Source organism: Candidatus Pelagibacter bacterium nBUS_25, from assembly GCF_051200975.1.
Lineage (GTDB): Bacteria > Pseudomonadota > Alphaproteobacteria > Pelagibacterales > Pelagibacteraceae > Pelagibacter.
Genome location: NZ_CP172846.1, coordinates 1,124,227 through 1,140,718, shown reverse-complemented (window position 1 = coordinate 1,140,718; position 16,492 = coordinate 1,124,227). Strand labels below are relative to the sequence as shown.

Sequence of the window (16,492 nt, the reverse complement as noted above, 5' to 3'; positions counted from 1 at the left end):
GTTATTCAAATTTTTTAACTTTATATTCCCAATTACCTAATCTTGAGTAGGCAACTTTTAAAATTAATGCATTTTTCTTATTAAACCAGACATCAAAATTAAGTCTTTTATCTTTTGGAATAGACATATCTTTTGAGGTCAATTTAAAGTGCTCTACATCATAAGTTTTTCCATATAGGTCTAATTTTTCTTTACCAATAAAAGTCACAACCTGCTCCTTAATACTGCCTGAAACAGGGCTAATTTGGCTATTTGCCTGCAGTATTTTATGGCTCCACCAATTTCCAACTACATTATCTGTTGATGCTTTTCCTGTATACGATGACCCTTGAATTTCAAATTCATTTGTTTGATCATTAAGTTTAAGATTTACAAACTTTTCTTTTTTATTCTGGCGTGTTTTTGACTCAAATGAAATTAATTTATCTTTTATATATTTTTCTTCACCAAAACCCTCAATTTCAAAAACGGTTGCACCAAATAATTTTACTGTAAATTTTATTTGATTGGTGACTATTGTTTCATTCTTATTTCTTTTAAAAAAATAAAAATTATAACCTATCACTTCACCATCTTTTAAAATTTCCATTTCTATTTTGTTAAACTTATTATAGTGAGCCATATGTGCCATGCTGTTGAATGGGAATACAAAAAGAAATATAAGTAACAAAAACTTTTTCATTTGATATTAGTTTAATAGACTTTGATAATAAAAGAAGTATTTTATTAAATATGTTTTTACAAATTAAAAATATACCAAGAGTTTCCTGGAGTTCTGACAAACCATTAAATTTAAAACCAAAAATCTCTACCTTTTTTTTTCTTTGGTTTGGTTTGATTTTATTTGGTTTGGGAGAAGGGATGTTAATTGTCTCAGCATCTGGGGCATCACCATGGAGTGTGCTAGCACAAGGTATATTTTTAAATATTGGTTTTTCAATCGGTCTTATAACTATTTTTATTAGTATTGCAGTTTTATTACTTTGGCTTCCATTAAAACAAAAACCAGGAATTGGCACTATTTTAAATGCCTTAATTATTGGAGTAATGATAGATGTGTGCATTAGATATGTTCCAACTCCAGAAAATTATATATCCCAAATATTACTTGGAGCATTTGCAGTGTTGACTGTAGGAATAGGAGGAGGAATTTATTTAGTTGCAAATTTAGGGGCAGGCCCAAGAGATGGTTTGATGATTGGTCTTCAAAAAATAACAAATTTACCTATTGCTACTGTAAGAGGTTTGCTTGAAATTTCAGTAATGTCTATTGGTTGGTACTTGGGAGGTACTGTTGGAATTGGAACTTTATTGTTTGCTTTTGGGATAGGACCTTGTGTAGCTTTGGGGTTATTTTTAGTAAATAAATTTTTTAACTAAGCAGCAGTCCCAGACTTTTCACTTCTTTTTCTATCATGGGGGTCAAGAATAGCTTTTCTTAATCTTAGGGATTTTGGCGTAATTTCTAGAGCTTCATCAGTATTTAACATACTTAATTGTTCCGCGATTGACATTTGTCTTACAGGGGTTAACACAACATTTTCATCTGTACCTTGAGTTCTCATGTTAGTTAATTGCTTACCTTTCATGACATTTATAATCATATCACCAGGTTTTGGAGTTAATCCAACAATCATTCCCTCATATACAGGGTCATTATGAGTAACAAACATTTCACCTCTTGCCTGTAAGTTAAATATTGCAAATGCTACAGCTTTTCCTGTGGACATTGAAATTAAAGCACCGTTTTTTCTACCATCCATTTCACCTTCAAACTTTCCGTATCCATGAAAAATTCTATTAATTACACCTGTTCCTTTTGTTAAGGTTAAGAATCTACTTGTGTAACCCATTAAGCCTCTAGTTGGTGCGTGAAATACTAATCTTTTTTTATCTTTTCCAGTATCTTTTAAATCTAAAAGTTTACCTTTTCTTCTATTCATCGAGTCAATTATTTTTGAAGAATACTCTTCATCAAGATCAACAGTAATTTCTTCAATAGGCTCAAGTTTATTACCATCTTCATCTTTTTGATATAATACTTTTGGAGGACTTACTGTCATCTCAAATCCTTCACGTCTCATTTGGGTAAGTAAAATTTCAAGCATTAATTCGCCTCGACCACTTATTACAAATGAATCTACATTTGCATTTTGAGAGAAAGTAATACCAACATTATTTTGTGCCTCAGAAACTAATCTGTCTCGAATTTGTGTGCTTGTTAATTTTTTGCCCTCAGTTCCAGCTAAAGGTGAACTATTAACACTAATCGTAATAGACATTGTAGGAGGATCTATTGGGGTTGCAGGAATTGGGTCATTTAATTCTGGATCACAAATTGTATCTGCGACATTCGCTTTTTCTAAACCTGCAATTACAACAATATCTCCAGCTTCGCCTATTTCAATTGGTACTTTTTTAGTTCCTTCATATCTAAAAATCTTTGTAAGTTTACCTTCATCTACTTTTTCACCTTTAAGATTAATTGCTTTAATAGGTTGGTTGGCTTTTGCAGTTCCTTGAGATATTCTTCCAACAAGACTTCTTCCTAAAAAACTATCCGCATAAAGCAAAGTAGAAAGCATAGCAAAGGGTTTAGTTTTATCTAATTCTGCTGGTTGTACGTGTTCAATTATTAGATCTAATAGTGGGTGGAGATTTTCTCTTGGGCCATCAACTTCTTTACTCGCCCATCCAGATCTTCCACTTGCATATAAAACAGGAAAATCTAATTGTTCTTCATTAGCATCTAAACTTACAAACAAATCAAAAGTTTCGTCTAATACTTCATTTGCTCTTTGATCTGCTTTATCCAATTTGTTAATTACAACGATTGGTTTTAATCCTTGTTTAAGTGCCTTTGCTAATACAAATTTTGTTTGAGGCATTACACCTTCTGCAGAGTCTATTAGTAATAATGCACCATCAGCCATACTTAGCACACGCTCAACTTCAGCTGCAAAGTCTCTGTGACCTGGTGTGTCTATTATATTTACTCTTGAGTTTTGCCAATTAATTGATGCAGGTTTAGCAAGAATTGTTATGCCTCTCTCTTTTTCTAATTCCCCTGAGTCCATTAATCTTTCATCAACAACTTCATTATCTCTAAATGAACCACTTTGTTTCATCAAGTTATCAATCATGGTTGTCTTTCCATGGTCAACGTGTGCAATGATGGTGATGTTTCTGATATTATTGCTCATAAATTGTGGCTCTTATACATCAAATCCTTCATTTGAAAACTTAAAAAAAGACAGTATTTACTTGATTAAAAGTCTTTTACAAAAAATTCATTTCTTGTGATTGTTTTAAAAACATATAGATATCGCAGTAAAATTAGATGGACATAGAATCAAAGTCTATACATCTAAATCATTAAATGGAAAATTTTAAATTATTTAAAATAGAAGATTCACTAAAAAATTCATTGCAACGAATGAATTTTACAAAACCTACTCCTATTCAAGGAATGGCAATACCTGCTGCCTTAGAGGGAAAAGATATTTTAGGAACAGCACAAACAGGAACAGGAAAAACTTTAGCCTTTAGTATACCTCTAATTAATAAGTTGATTTTAGACAAGAATGCTTTTGCATTAGTTATGTGTCCAACTAGAGAATTAGCAACACAAGTAATGGAAGCAATCAAAAGTATTATAAGTGACAAAATAAGTATTAAATCAGCTTTGCTTATTGGTGGAGAATCAATGCAAAAACAACTGAGACAACTAGGTAACAGATCTAGAATAATAGTTGGAACTCCAGGGAGAATTAATGATCATTTAAAAAGAAAAAGCTTAAATTTATCAGCGACAAAGTATTTGGTTTTAGATGAGACTGACAGAATGCTCGATATGGGATTTACCCCACAAATTGAAATGATTTTAAAATTTGTTCCAAAAGATCACCAAACATTATTATTTTCAGCAACTTTACCTCAAAATATTTTAAGAATTTCAGACAGATATTTAAACAAACCTGAAAGAATTTCTACAGGAGCTACATCGATTCCAATTGCAAAGATTAAACAAGAAACTCTTCAAGTTTTTAAAGAAAATAAATACGATGAATTAATTGATCAATTTTTAGCCAGAAAGGGTTCTATTTTAGTTTTTGTTAAAACTAAAAGAGGTGCTGACAAGATGGTTAAAAAACTAAAAGAAGAAGGACATTCAGCTGATGCAATTCATGGTGACCTTCGTCAAAGTAAAAGAGATCGTGTTATTAATTCTTTTAGAAAAGGACTAAAGAGAATTTTAATTGCAACAGATGTCGCAGCTAGAGGTTTAGATATTCCTCTAATTCAACATGTAATCAATTATGATCTACCACAAGTTCCAGAAGATTACATCCATAGAATTGGAAGAACTGCAAGAGCAGGATCTGAAGGATCTGCATTAACATTTTTAACACCTGATGATAGAATAATGTGGAATTCAATAAATAAATTAATTGATCCAAATTTCAAACCAGCACCTAGTGGCTTAAGAAGAGATTCAAAAAACAAAAGAAGAGGCAAAGGACCAAATAATAAAAAAAGAAAAACTAGAGATGAAAAAAGATCTTTTGGAAAAGATAGAAAAGATCGATCGTCAAATTTTAAAAGCAAATCAAGATCTTATAGTAAAGGCAGATCAGACAAACCATCAAGAGATGGAGAGAAAAAAAGTTTTGGTTTTAAAGGGAAATCAAGTTTGAGAGACAAACCATCAAGAGATGGAGAGAAAAAAAGTTTTGGTTTTAAAGGGAAATCAAGTTTGAGAGACAAACCATCAAGAGATGGAGAGAAAAAAAGTTTTGGTTTTAAAGGGAAATCAAGTTTGAGAGACAAACCATCAAGAGATGGAGAGAAAAAAAGTTTTGGTTTTAAAGGGAAATCAAGTTTTATAAAAAAAAATAACTCAAAACCATCTGGCTTTACAAATAATCCAAAATATTTTGGAAGAAAACCTTCGGAAAACACATCTTCAGACTCAGAGAAAAAAAGTTTTGGTTTTAAGGGAAAGAAAAAATTTAAGAGTAGAAATAGCAGACCTAAAAACTTTAGCTTTAAAAAACATAGTAAAAAAAGAGCTAAATCTTAAGATTTTTTAGTCTTTTCTTTTTTTTGTTTTCTCTTTTCCTTCAGACTTAATTTTGGTTTTTTACTAACGCTAGAGTCTTTGAATGATTTTCCACTGTATCTTTTTGACATCCTAAAATTATAGCATTTTATTAAAAAAAAAGGCTATCTAAAAAGATGGCCTTTAAATTTCTTTTTAGAAAAGAGCGGGATTACATTCTATTTAAGCAATTCTATAATTATTGATTTACTTATGTTTTCTTAAAATTGTGCATCACTTTTAGTAATGAACTCAAAAGTAACTAACTAAATTTTAAACTTCTCTTTTGCTTAAAATTTTTATCTAAGTTTTTATTTGCAAAATATCTTAAATAACCTTTTTTCAATTTTTTCCATTCTTTGTCAATAACAGAAAACCAAGCAGTATCTCTATTTCTTCCTTTAATTACTGCTGCTTGTCTAAACACACCTTCAAATTTAAATCCTAATCTTAAAGCAGCATTTTTGGATTTTGCATTCCCATTATTACATTTCCATTCATATCTTCTGTATTTAAGTGTCTCAAACACATTCTTCATCATTAAATACATCGTCTCAGTTGCTTCAACTGTTTTTTTTAAAATTGGAGAATAAGTTATATAACCAACTTCTATTGAACCTACTTTTGGTTGTATTCTTAGATAAGATGCTAATCCACAATATTTTTTATGTCTTTTTGAGTAAATGGCGTAAAAAAAACAATCTGTACTTTTTAAATAGTGATTTAATTGTTTTAAATTTTTAAAGGGTCCATCTGGCATATATTTCCATAACAAACCTTTTTTATCTAAACTAAATGTTTCAAATAAATCTTTACCGTGTTTCGATGGGTTGACTGGTTCTAGGATTACAAATTTACCTTTTAGAAATTCTTTACCAGGTACATTTGGAATTATAAATTTTATTTTTTTTCCTAACATTTTGAATTTATATCTCAAAAACAAAAAACCCCCAGAAAATTTTTTCTGAGGGTTTCTAATTTGTTTAACTCTTGTACTTAGAGCGTTCTGGTCGGGGAACCGTATTACATTCCCATTCCACCCATACCACCCATGCCGCCCATTCCACCAGGCATACCAGCAGGCATTCCGCCAGCAGCATCTTTTTCCTCAGGTTTGTCAGCAATCATAGCTTCTGTAGTAACTAATAATCCAGAGATAGAAGCAGCATCTTGAAGAGCAGTTCTCACAACCTTAACTGGGTCAATGATACCTTTTGCAAACATATCGCAGTATTCTTCACTTTGAGCATCATAACCATATGATGTTTTTTTTTGCTCTAACAATTTACCAACTACTACTGAACCATCTACACCAGCATTTTTAGTAATTTGTCTTATAGGTGCTTCAAGTGCTTTTCTCACAAGTTCCACACCTGCTTTTTGATCATCACCTTTTACTTTAAGTTTTTCAAGATCTTGCGCAGCATATAGAAGAGCACAACCACCACCTGTTACAATACCTTCTTCAACAGCGGCTCTAGTTGCATTTAAAGCATCTTCAACTCTATCTTTTCTTTCTTTAACCTCAACTTCTGTTGCACCACCAACTTTGATAACGGCAACACCACCTGCTAATTTAGCAAGTCTTTCTTGAAGTTTTTCTCTATCGTAATCTGATGTTGTTTCATCAACTTGTTTTTTAATTGAGTCACATCTAGCAGCGATATCTGATTTTTTACCACTACCACTAACGATTGTACTGTTATCTTTATCAACTTTAATCTTTTTACAAGATCCAAGGTCTTCAAGTTTAACATTTTCAAGTTTAATTCCTAAGTCTTGAGAAATTACTTGGCCACCAGTTAGTATAGCGATATCTTCAAGCATAGCTTTTCTTCTATCACCAAATCCTGGAGCTTTAACAGCTACAACTTTTAGTCCACCTCTAAGTTTGTTTACAACTAAAGTAGCTAACGCTTCTCCCTCAACATCTTCAGAGATAATCATTAACGGTCTACCTGATTGTACAACAGCTTCTAATAATGGAACCATTGGTTGTAAGTTAGTTAATTTACTCTCATGTAATAAGATGTAAGGATTGTCTAACTCAGTAGTCATTTTATCACTATTAGTGATGAAGTATGGAGATAGATATCCTCTATCAAATTGCATACCCTCAACAACATCTAATTCAGTTTCAATTCCTTTAGCTTCTTCAACAGTAATAACACCTTCGTTACCAACTTTTTGCATTGCCTTAGCAATCATTGTTCCAATTTCTTTATCGCCATTTGCAGAAATTGTTCCCACTTGGGCTATTTCATCACTATCTTTTACTTTTTTTGCTGAAGAGATTAAGTTTTCTTTTACATTTTCAACAGCTGCATCAATTCCTCTTTTAACATCCATTGGATTCATGCCTGCAGTGACGTATTTAATTCCCTCTTTAACAATTGCTTGAGCTAAAATAGTAGCAGTAGTTGTACCATCACCAGCTTCTTCATTAGTTTTGCTAGCAACTTCTTTAACCATCTGCGCACCCATGTTCTCAAATTTATCTTCAAGATCTATTTCTTTAGCAACAGAAACACCATCTTTAGTAATTCTTGGTGCACCATAAGATTTATCCATTACAACATTTCTGCCTTTTGGACCCAAAGTAACTTTAACGGTATCAGCTAAAATATTGACACCTCTCATCATTGCCGCTCTTGCTTCAGCGTCAAATTTAATTATTTTTGCCATTATACTTTCTCCTTTAAATTAAATTATTTTCCTGAAATACCCATAATGTCTGACTCTTTCATTATGCTGTATTCTTTGCCATCAATTTTGACTTCAGTTCCTGACCACTTGCCAAATAAAACTTTGTCCCCAACTTTAACATCCATTGGAATTAATTTTCCATCTTCTTTTTTAGCTCCACCACCAACAGCAACAACTTTACCTTCCTGAGGTTTTTCTTGAGCTGTATCTGGGATGATTATTCCACCAGCAGTTTTTTCACTGCTATCTAAAACTTCGATTAATACTCTGTCATGTAACGGTTTAAACTTCATAAATTCTCCTTATTAAATATGAACTTCATATAGATACTGACTAAACTTTTTCAAGATAATATGAAAAATAAGTTGTGAAAAATCCTAGGAAATTAGGGATTTTATGGTTTATACCTTAAAATATGACTAAAAATTTAGATTCTGAAGGCTTGCAGTCAATTGCTGAAAATTATGATCTCTTTTATATAGATCTATGGGGAGTAATTCATAATGGCATTAAACTTCATGAAGGTGCAATTTTTACCCTTAAAAAATTATTAGAGATTAATAAAAATTTTGTTTTATTAACGAACGCACCAAGACCCATCCAGCCAGTTAAAGAGTTTTTAAAAAAAATGGGATTGGATGAGAAATTTAGAGATAAAGTTTTTACTTCAGGTGAAGCAGCACTAAATTACCTAAAGAAATTTTATTCTTTAAAAAGATTTTATCATATTGGTCCACCTAGAGACTTTGATTTATTTAATGACTTTAGAAGCAATAAATCCAAAGAAATTGATAAATGCCAATATTTTTTATGTACAGGTTTGTTTGATGATTATGATCAAGATTTAAATTATTATAAAAATTTATTAGAAAACCACATTGATAAAAAGATGATTTGTACAAATCCTGATTTAATAGTTGATAAAGGAAATAGAAGAGAATTATGTGCTGGATCTGTTGCAATGGTATTTGAAAAATTGGGAGGAGAGGTTGTTTATTTTGGTAAGCCTTATCCAGAAGTTTATAATCAATCAATAGACAATAAAGATAAAAAAATTTTATCAATTGGAGATAACCTTAATACTGATATTAAAGGGGCAAACCTTTTAAATTATGACTCATTATTAATTTCTAATGGAGTACATAAGGATGAAATAAAAGATAGCGGAATAGAAAAAATATCAAAACAATATGAATCAATAGTAAACTTTATGCAGTCAGATTTAACATGGTAAAATTATATAAAAATTTTGATATTAATAAAAATCATAAAGGATCAATAATTTTAATTGGTAACTTCGACGGTGTACATTTGGGCCATCTAAAATTATTTAAATTAGCCCAAACATATAAGAAAGAATATAATTTAAAAATTGGTGTGATTAATTTTGACCCAATGCCAAAAATGTTTTTTAATAAAACTTTAAAAAATTTTAGACTATCAAGTGTAACTCAAAAAGTGAATTTATTAAATAATCTCGGCGTTGATTTTATAGTGACTAAAAAATTTGATAAAACTTTTTCAAAAACAAAATCAATCAATTTTATAAAAAATATTTTATCAAAAAAATTAAAAGCGAGATTTATATTTGTTAGTAATAACTTTAGGTTTGGAAATAAAAGGGAAGGGGATGTAAAATTTTTAGTTCAAAATGAACAGAAGTATAATTACCAAGTTATTAAACCAAAACCTTTTTTAGTTGATAAAAAAATAGTTTCATCTTCTTTAATCAGAAGCTATTTGGAAAAAGGTTTTTTAGACAGAGCTAATAAATTATTAAATAGAAAATGGTCTATTGATGGGATGGTGCAAAAAGGTAGACAAGTTGGAAAAAAAATTGGTTTTCCAACATGCAACATAGACATCAAAGATTACGTCCTAGCTAAACCAGGGGTGTATGCGGTGAGTGTTTTTAGGAGAAATAATTCCAAAACTCTTAAAGGAATAGCAAATCTTGGTTATAGACCAACATTTAATCAAAAAAAAATCTTACTAGAGGTTCATTTGTTTAATTTTTCTGGAAATCTTTATAATAAGTACTTATCAGTTGAGTTTTTAAAATTTATAAGAAAAGAGAAAAAATTTAAAAATATTAATAAGTTGAGATCTCAAATTAAATTAGATTTAAAAATAGCAAAGAAAGCATAATGAGTAATTCGCAAATTAATCTTCCAAAGACAGCTTTTTCTATGAAGGCTAATTTACCAGTAAGAGAGCCAGAAATCCTAGAATATTGGAAAAAAATTAACCTTTATCAGGAGCTTAGACAATCTAGCAAAGGGAAAGAAAAGTTTGTTTTACATGATGGCCCTCCGTATGCAAATGGCAATATACACATGGGTACTGCTTTAAATAAAATTTTAAAAGACATTATAGTGAAATTTCATCAAATGGATGGAAAAGACTCGATATATGTTCCTGGATGGGATTGTCATGGTTTACCAATTGAGTGGAAAATAGAAGAGCAGTATAAAAAAAATAAAAAAAATAAAAATGAAGTTCCAATAGTTGAGTTTAGAAAGGAATGTAGATCATTTGCAGAAAAGTGGATTGAAGTTCACAAAGGACAATTTAAACGACTAGGTGTTATAGGTGACTGGGAAAATTATTACTCTACAATGAGCTATGATGCGGAAGCTCAAATTGTAAGAGAATTAGGAAAATTTCTAAAAGAGGGAAGTTTATACAGAGGATTTAAACCTGTTTTGTGGTCTACAGTTGAAAAAACTGCACTTGCAGATGCAGAAGTTGAATACCAAGATCATAAATCTGATACTATCTATACATCTTTCCCTGTTAAATCATCTAACATCAAAGAACTTGATGAAAGTGAGATTGTTATTTGGACAACAACTCCATGGACAATACCAGCCAACAAAGCCTTAGCGTACAATGAAGCTCTTGATTATGTGTTGATACAATTAAATGATGATGGTGATTTTAAAAATCGAAAGATAGTTGTAGCAGAAGCTTTATTGGACTCTGTCATTAAAGATTGTGAAATAAAAGATTTTAAAGAAATTAAAAAATTTAAAGGGAAAGAATTAAAAAATACAATCTGCAATCATCCTTTTTTCGATTTGGGATATGAATTTGATATCCCATTGTTAGAAGCAAGATTTGTAACAACAGAGCAAGGCACAGGTATTGTTCATTGTGCACCAAGTCATGGACCTGATGATTTTAATTTGTGTTTGAACCATGGAATTAAAGCTATTGAAACAGTTGATGGTGATGGAAAATACACAAAGAACGTTCATTTATTTGAGGGTAATCATATTTTTAAGGCCAATCCAATTATAATTGAAAAACTCAAAGAACAAAAAAAATTACTAGCAAATGGTGAGCTTACGCATTCTTATCCTCATTCATGGAGATCTAAGGCTCCATTGGTACATAGAGCAACACCACAATGGTTCATATCAATGGAAAGTCATAAATTGAGAGAAACAGCTTTAAAAGCTCTTGATGAAACTACGTTTTATCCAAGTAAAGGAAAAGAAAGATTGAGATCTATGATTGAAACTAGACCTGACTGGTGTGTTTCAAGACAAAGAGTTTGGGGGGTTCCTCTTCCAATTTTTGTTAATAAAAAAACTAAAGAGATCTTAGTAGATGATGAAGTAAACGAAAATATAGCAAACATTTATGAAAGAGAAGGTTCTGATTGTTGGTTTTCAGACAACCCACAAAGATTTTTAGGTGAAAAATATAGGTCAGAAGATTATGAAAAATTGAGTGATATTGTTGAAGTGTGGTTTGATAGCGGATCTACTCATTCATTTGTTCTAGAAAAAAGAGAAGATCTAAAATGGCCAGCATCAATGTACCTTGAAGGTTCAGACCAGCACAGAGGATGGTTTCATTCATCGCTTCTCGAGTCTTGTGGAACAAGAGGGAAAGCTCCATTCGAGTCAATTTTATCACATGGTTTTGTTGTTGATGGAAAAGGATTAAAAATGTCAAAATCACTTGGAAATGTAATTGCTCCTGAAGATATTTTAAAAAAATATGGTGCTGATATTTTGAGAATTTGGGTGGCTTCATCTAACTATGCAGAGGATTTAAGAATTGATCACTCAATTTTAGATCAGCATGCTGACTCTTATAGAAAAATTAGAAATACATTTAGATATTTGCTTGGAAATCTTAATGATAATCTTGAAGAAATTGACTTTGAAAAAATAAATTTATCTGAACTACCAGAATTGGAACAATTTATGCTTCATAAAGTTTATTCATTGAATGAAAAATTTAAAAATTATTTTAATAATTATGATTTTCACAATCTTTATAAAGAGCTATTAAACTTTTGTACTGTAGATCTATCAGCATTTTATTTTGATATTCGAAAAGACTCTTTATACTGTGATTCTAAAGACTCTAAAAAAAGACAATCTACAATTATTTTACTCAATATTATTCTTAACTCATTACTAAAATGGTTTGCACCAATTCTATCCTTTACTACAGAAGAAATACATAGATTAATAATGAATGATAATAAAAGCATTCATTTAACAAAATTTTTAAAGTTTCCAATAAGTTTCAAAAATGAAAATTTAAATCAAAAATGGTTAGAACTTATTAAAATTAGGAATGCCTGCAATATTAGTATTGAGGAAAAAAGAGCTAGTAAAGAAATTGGATCAAGTTTAGAAGCAAGTTTAATAATTAATTTAGATAAAAAACTAACTGATATTTCAAAAGATGTAGATTTTTCAGAACTATGTATTACTTCAAGTGCCGAGATATCATATTTAGAAAATTCTGAAATAAAAGTTGAAACAACTAAAGCTGAGGGCTCAAAGTGTCAAGTTTGCTGGAAAATTACCAAAGAAGCATGTTCAAGAAAATCTTGCCCGAAACACCCTGAATGATATTTAAATTTTTTAGTAAAAATTTTTACATTAGTCTTTCAATAGTAACTTTAATTTATTTTTTAGACAGACTAACAAAAATATTTGTCATTCAATTAGATAAAAATAATTTTGGATCTGATATTTTTAATTCTTCTTATTTAGACATTGTATTGATTTGGAATAGAGGGATTGCGTTTGGCTTATTCTCTTTTAATGAGGCGTATCTATACAATATTTTAAGTTTAATAATTTTGATAATAGTTATCATACTAGTTGTAATGTCTATAAAAAGTCAGGGTTTTGCTCGATATTCTTTATTAATGATTGTTGGTGGTGCATTGGGCAATTTACATGATAGAGTTTTTTTTAATGCCGTACCAGATTTTATTGACTTTCATGTTGGAAATTTTCATTGGTTTATTTTTAATGTATCAGATATATTTATATCTTTAGGTGTAATTAGCATGATTGTTTTAGAGCTAGCAGATAATAAAACTAAAAAAAATAATGATAAAAAATAATAAGTTTTCTATTTTACTAATTTTAAGCACTATTTTACTTTCAAATTGTAGCTCAGTTCAAAAAGCATTTGACCCACAGAATAAAAATTCATCTGATGAATTTCTAGTTGAAAAAAAATCCCCCCTATCCATGCCACCAAGTTTTGAAGAATTGCCAATGCCATCAGATCAAAAAATTGATAAAGAAAATCAAATCAATAATGTTGAGTCTTTAATTACCGAAAAGAATAATGATATTGAAAAATTAGAAAATATTGATTCAGAAAAAAACTTTGAACAGTCAATACTGGATAAAATTAAAAATAATTAATGTTTACCAAAAATATAAGTTTTAAAAATTTTTTGATTAAAAAAAAACATTTAGCTGTAAAAAAAAACTTAAACTTAATTTTAAATGAAAGAGATCAAGTAATTCATTCACTTTCAAAATCTTATAAGGATAGTTTTAATAAAAAAAATATTAAACATTTTAATAAAAAATTAGATTATAGAATTATAGGAATGGGAGGATCCACCCTTGGATCTCAAGCAATTTATGATTTTTTAAAGAAAAAAATAAAAAAAAATTTTATATTTGTGGATAATTTAAATGCTTTTAAAAATAAAAAAGCAAAAAAAAATTTTAATAATTTGATTATATCAAAATCAGGAAACACAATTGAAACTATAGTAAATGCAAATATTTTAGTTAAGAAAAAAGATAAAAATTTATTTATAACAGAAAAAAAAGAAAGTTATTTAAGTTTACTCGCGCAAAAATTAAAAGCAGATGTTGTTGATCATAATAATTATATAGGAGGAAGATATTCTGTTTTATCTGAAGTCGGAATGATACCAGCAGAATTAATGGGATTAAATTATAAAAACTTCAGACAATTAAATAATTTAGTTAAAAATAAATATTTTATGAGAGCGTTAGTCTCAAACGTAGAAGCTACAATTTATTTTCTGAAAGCAAAAAAATTTAATTCTGTTGTCATTAATTACGATGAACAATCAACTAATTTATTTAATTGGTATCAACAATTAATAGCTGAAAGCCTTGGAAAAAAAAATAATGGCATACTTCCAATTGTTTCAGTTATGCCAAAAGACAATCATAGTGTGATGCAATTATATCTTGATGGTTTTAAGAATAATTTTTTTACTTTTTTTTATTCATATGAAAATAATTCTGCAAAAATAAACAATAATTCAGTTTTGTCACAACAAAAGTTTTTAAAAAATAAGAATATCAACCAAATTATGTTTGCTCAAAAAAAAGCTACAGAAGTTGTTTTCAAAAAGAAAAATATTCCTTTTAGAAGTTTTGAAATTAAAAAAAGAGATGAAAAAACACTTGGAGAACTTTTTTGTTTTTTTATTCTCGAAACTATATTGATTGGCAAAGCTTTAAAGATTAACCCATATGATCAACCAGCAGTAGAATTTATAAAAAAAGAAACTAAAAAAATTTTATTTTAAAAGTAAGATCCAAATATAATTTTGGAAATTCCATATTGTTTTTGATCAATTAGATGAAAATTTTTTGGAAATGTATCAATTTCTTTTTTATGTCTATGTATAATAATTATACCATTATCTTTAAGAGTATTGTTTTCAATTATTTTATTTAGAATATTTTCTAATGCCTGTTCTTTATATGGAGGATCTAAAAAGATAACATCATATCTTAGTTTTAAACTTTTAAATTCAAATTTATTTAAAATATCTGTTTTGATAATTTCATAACCAATTTCTGACTTCAAATTATTCAAATTCTTTTTGAGAATAGGTAAAACACCTTCATACTTTTCTATAAATGTAACATGATTTGCACCTTGAGAAATACATTCTATACCAAAAGAACCTACTCCAGAAAACAAATCTAAAACGTATGCTTTTTTTATATCGATTGAAAACTTATTTGAATGATTAATTATGTTAAATATAGATTCTTTTGTGAGATCTTTTAAAGGTCTTGTTTCTTTATCTTTAGGTTCAAGTAGTTTTTTCCCCTTAAATTTACCACTAATGACTCTCATTGATTAATAACTTTAAAGCCAATATCATTTCTATAAAATCCACCACTCCAATCTAATTTTTTTAGACTGTGATGTATCTCATTTCTTGCTTCTAAAAAATCATCTGAGAGTGAGATAAAATTTAGCACACGACCACCAGTAGCATATATTTTATCATCTTCTTTTTTAGTCCCAGCATGAAATATGAAATTATTTTTATCTGAAGTAAAATTTTCAAGATTATCTATTAAAACATTTTTTTTGAAGGCATCTGGATATCCATTGGAGCATAAAACAACACATAAGCTTTTTTTATTAATCCACTCAATATTTATATTGGCAAGTTTTTTATTACAACAAGCTTCAAGTATTTCTACTAAATCAGTTTTTAGTTTTGGAAGAATAGTTTGGCATTCAGGATCACCCATTCTAACATTATATTCGATTAGATAGGGTTCATTTTCAACAATCATTAAGCCAGCATATAAAAAGCCCTTATATTCAGTCCCGAGATTTGAAAGCCCTTTAAGTGTTGGTTTGATAATTTTATTTAAAATCTTATCTTCTAAATCATTACTTATCAGCCTGGAAGGTGAATATGCTCCCATCCCACCAGTATTTTTTCCATTGTCACCCTCAAGAACTCTTTTATGATCTTGGGCAGTTTCGAAGGATTTGATAGTGCTTCCGTCGCTAATTATAAAATAACTCATTTCTTCCCCTTTAAGAAATTCTTCTATAAGTACATTTTTAGCTTTGCCAAATTTTCCATCAAATATTTCTTCAACGGCCATGAAACTTTCTTCTTCATTATTGCAAATATAAACACCTTTACCTGCTGCAAGGTTATCGGCCTTAATTACATTTGGATATTTTGTATTTTCTAAAAATTTTTTTGCATCAATTCTATTTTCAAAAATACCAAAGTTGGCGGTTGGAATATTATATTCCTGACAGAGTTTTTTCGTGAAAATTTTAGAACCCTCTAGTTGAGAAGCAATTTTATTTGGCCCAAAAACTTTTATATTTAACTGTTCTAAATAATCAACGATTCCATTTACCAAAGGTTGTTCAGGACCTACAACAACTAAATCTACTGAGTTATCAGTAATAAATTTATATATTTTATCAAATTCATTAATATCCAGCTTAACGTTAGTTGCAATTTGTGAAGTTCCAGCATTTCCAGGAATGCAAAAAATTTCTCTTACATTAGAGGATTTAGATATTGTTGCTGCAAAAGCATGCTCTCTACCACCACTACCTATAATTGCAATTTTCATAATATTATTTATATAT

General features: G+C 29.4%; 15 protein-coding genes. 8 read left to right on the top strand and 7 right to left on the bottom strand.

Features of this window, described 5'->3' with window-relative positions:
• Nucleotide 1: 1 nt before the first annotated feature.
• Entirely contained in the window at nucleotides 2–682 is a 681-nt protein-coding gene (locus ACIJYH_RS06080) for a DUF6134 family protein (RefSeq protein WP_435096310.1), read from the bottom strand.
• A gap of 50 nt (nucleotides 683–732) precedes the next feature.
• Here ACIJYH_RS06080 and ACIJYH_RS06075 point away from each other — a divergent pair, with 50 nt between their 5' ends.
• A complete protein-coding gene (locus ACIJYH_RS06075) occupies nucleotides 733–1,380 on the top strand; it encodes a YczE/YyaS/YitT family protein (protein ID WP_435162713.1) in 648 nt (215 codons plus the stop codon).
• On the opposite strand, the gene typA is transcribed toward ACIJYH_RS06075, so the two are convergent.
• Nucleotides 1,377–3,203 carry a translational GTPase TypA gene (gene typA, locus ACIJYH_RS06070; protein ID WP_435162712.1) on the bottom strand — a complete coding sequence of 609 codons (1,827 nt, stop codon included), beginning with the start codon at nucleotides 3,201–3,203 and terminating at the stop codon, nucleotides 1,377–1,379. The genes ACIJYH_RS06075 and typA overlap by 4 nt on opposite strands.
• Nucleotides 3,204–3,379: 176 nt before the next feature.
• Here typA and ACIJYH_RS06065 point away from each other — a divergent pair, with 176 nt between their 5' ends.
• The gene (locus tag ACIJYH_RS06065) at nucleotides 3,380–5,083 is read left to right on the top strand and encodes a DEAD/DEAH box helicase (protein WP_435162711.1); all 1,704 of its coding nucleotides are present in this window, start codon (nucleotides 3,380–3,382) and stop codon (nucleotides 5,081–5,083) included.
• Between the two features lie 280 nt (nucleotides 5,084–5,363).
• Here ACIJYH_RS06065 and ACIJYH_RS06060 read toward each other — a convergent pair whose 3' ends face one another.
• The 3 genes from ACIJYH_RS06060 to groES form a co-directional block, all read right to left on the bottom strand.
• Complete coding sequence (locus ACIJYH_RS06060; protein WP_435162710.1) at nucleotides 5,364–6,020, bottom strand: GNAT family N-acetyltransferase; 657 nt, start codon at nucleotides 6,018–6,020, stop codon at nucleotides 5,364–5,366.
• Nucleotides 6,021–6,124: 104 nt separating this feature from the next.
• The gene (gene groL, locus ACIJYH_RS06055; RefSeq protein WP_435162709.1) at nucleotides 6,125–7,786 is read right to left on the bottom strand and encodes a chaperonin GroEL; all 1,662 of its coding nucleotides are present in this window, start codon (nucleotides 7,784–7,786) and stop codon (nucleotides 6,125–6,127) included.
• 23 nt (nucleotides 7,787–7,809) lie between these two features.
• The gene (groES, locus tag ACIJYH_RS06050) at nucleotides 7,810–8,100 is read right to left on the bottom strand and encodes a co-chaperone GroES (protein ID WP_435162708.1); all 291 of its coding nucleotides are present in this window, start codon (nucleotides 8,098–8,100) and stop codon (nucleotides 7,810–7,812) included.
• Between the two features lie 122 nt (nucleotides 8,101–8,222).
• On the opposite strand from groES, the gene ACIJYH_RS06045 reads away from it, so the two are divergent.
• From ACIJYH_RS06045 to ACIJYH_RS06020, 6 genes are read left to right on the top strand one after another with little or no spacing between them, the layout of a single operon-like run.
• The gene (locus ACIJYH_RS06045; RefSeq protein ID WP_435162707.1) at nucleotides 8,223–9,041 is read left to right on the top strand and encodes a TIGR01459 family HAD-type hydrolase; all 819 of its coding nucleotides are present in this window, start codon (nucleotides 8,223–8,225) and stop codon (nucleotides 9,039–9,041) included.
• Nucleotides 9,035–9,955, top strand: coding sequence for a bifunctional riboflavin kinase/FAD synthetase (locus tag ACIJYH_RS06040; protein ID WP_435162706.1), 921 nt, complete (start codon nucleotides 9,035–9,037; stop codon nucleotides 9,953–9,955). The genes ACIJYH_RS06045 and ACIJYH_RS06040 overlap by 7 nt, the downstream gene beginning before the upstream one ends.
• A complete protein-coding gene (ileS, locus tag ACIJYH_RS06035) occupies nucleotides 9,955–12,687 on the top strand; it encodes an isoleucine--tRNA ligase (protein WP_435162705.1) in 2,733 nt (910 codons plus the stop codon). Before ACIJYH_RS06040 ends, ileS begins: the two co-directional genes overlap by 1 nt.
• A complete protein-coding gene (gene lspA, locus ACIJYH_RS06030; RefSeq protein ID WP_435162704.1) occupies nucleotides 12,684–13,190 on the top strand; it encodes a signal peptidase II in 507 nt (168 codons plus the stop codon). The genes ileS and lspA overlap by 4 nt, the downstream gene beginning before the upstream one ends.
• Nucleotides 13,177–13,500 (top strand): DUF3035 domain-containing protein, encoded by a 324-nt coding sequence (locus ACIJYH_RS06025; protein WP_435162703.1) that lies wholly within the window; start codon nucleotides 13,177–13,179, stop codon nucleotides 13,498–13,500. Before lspA ends, ACIJYH_RS06025 begins: the two co-directional genes overlap by 14 nt.
• The gene (locus ACIJYH_RS06020) at nucleotides 13,500–14,654 is read left to right on the top strand and encodes a glucose-6-phosphate isomerase (RefSeq protein WP_435162702.1); all 1,155 of its coding nucleotides are present in this window, start codon (nucleotides 13,500–13,502) and stop codon (nucleotides 14,652–14,654) included. Before ACIJYH_RS06025 ends, ACIJYH_RS06020 begins: the two co-directional genes overlap by 1 nt.
• Here ACIJYH_RS06020 and rsmD read toward each other — a convergent pair.
• Nucleotides 14,651–15,214 (bottom strand): 16S rRNA (guanine(966)-N(2))-methyltransferase RsmD, encoded by a 564-nt coding sequence (rsmD, locus tag ACIJYH_RS06015; RefSeq protein ID WP_435162701.1) that lies wholly within the window; start codon nucleotides 15,212–15,214, stop codon nucleotides 14,651–14,653. The two genes, ACIJYH_RS06020 and rsmD, sit on opposite strands and share 4 nt — an antisense overlap.
• Nucleotides 15,211–16,476, bottom strand: a complete 1,266-nt coding sequence (gene purD / locus ACIJYH_RS06010) for a phosphoribosylamine--glycine ligase (protein ID WP_435162700.1) — start codon at nucleotides 16,474–16,476, stop codon at nucleotides 15,211–15,213. Before purD ends, rsmD begins: the two co-directional genes overlap by 4 nt.
• Nucleotides 16,477–16,492: the final 16 nt, after the last annotated feature.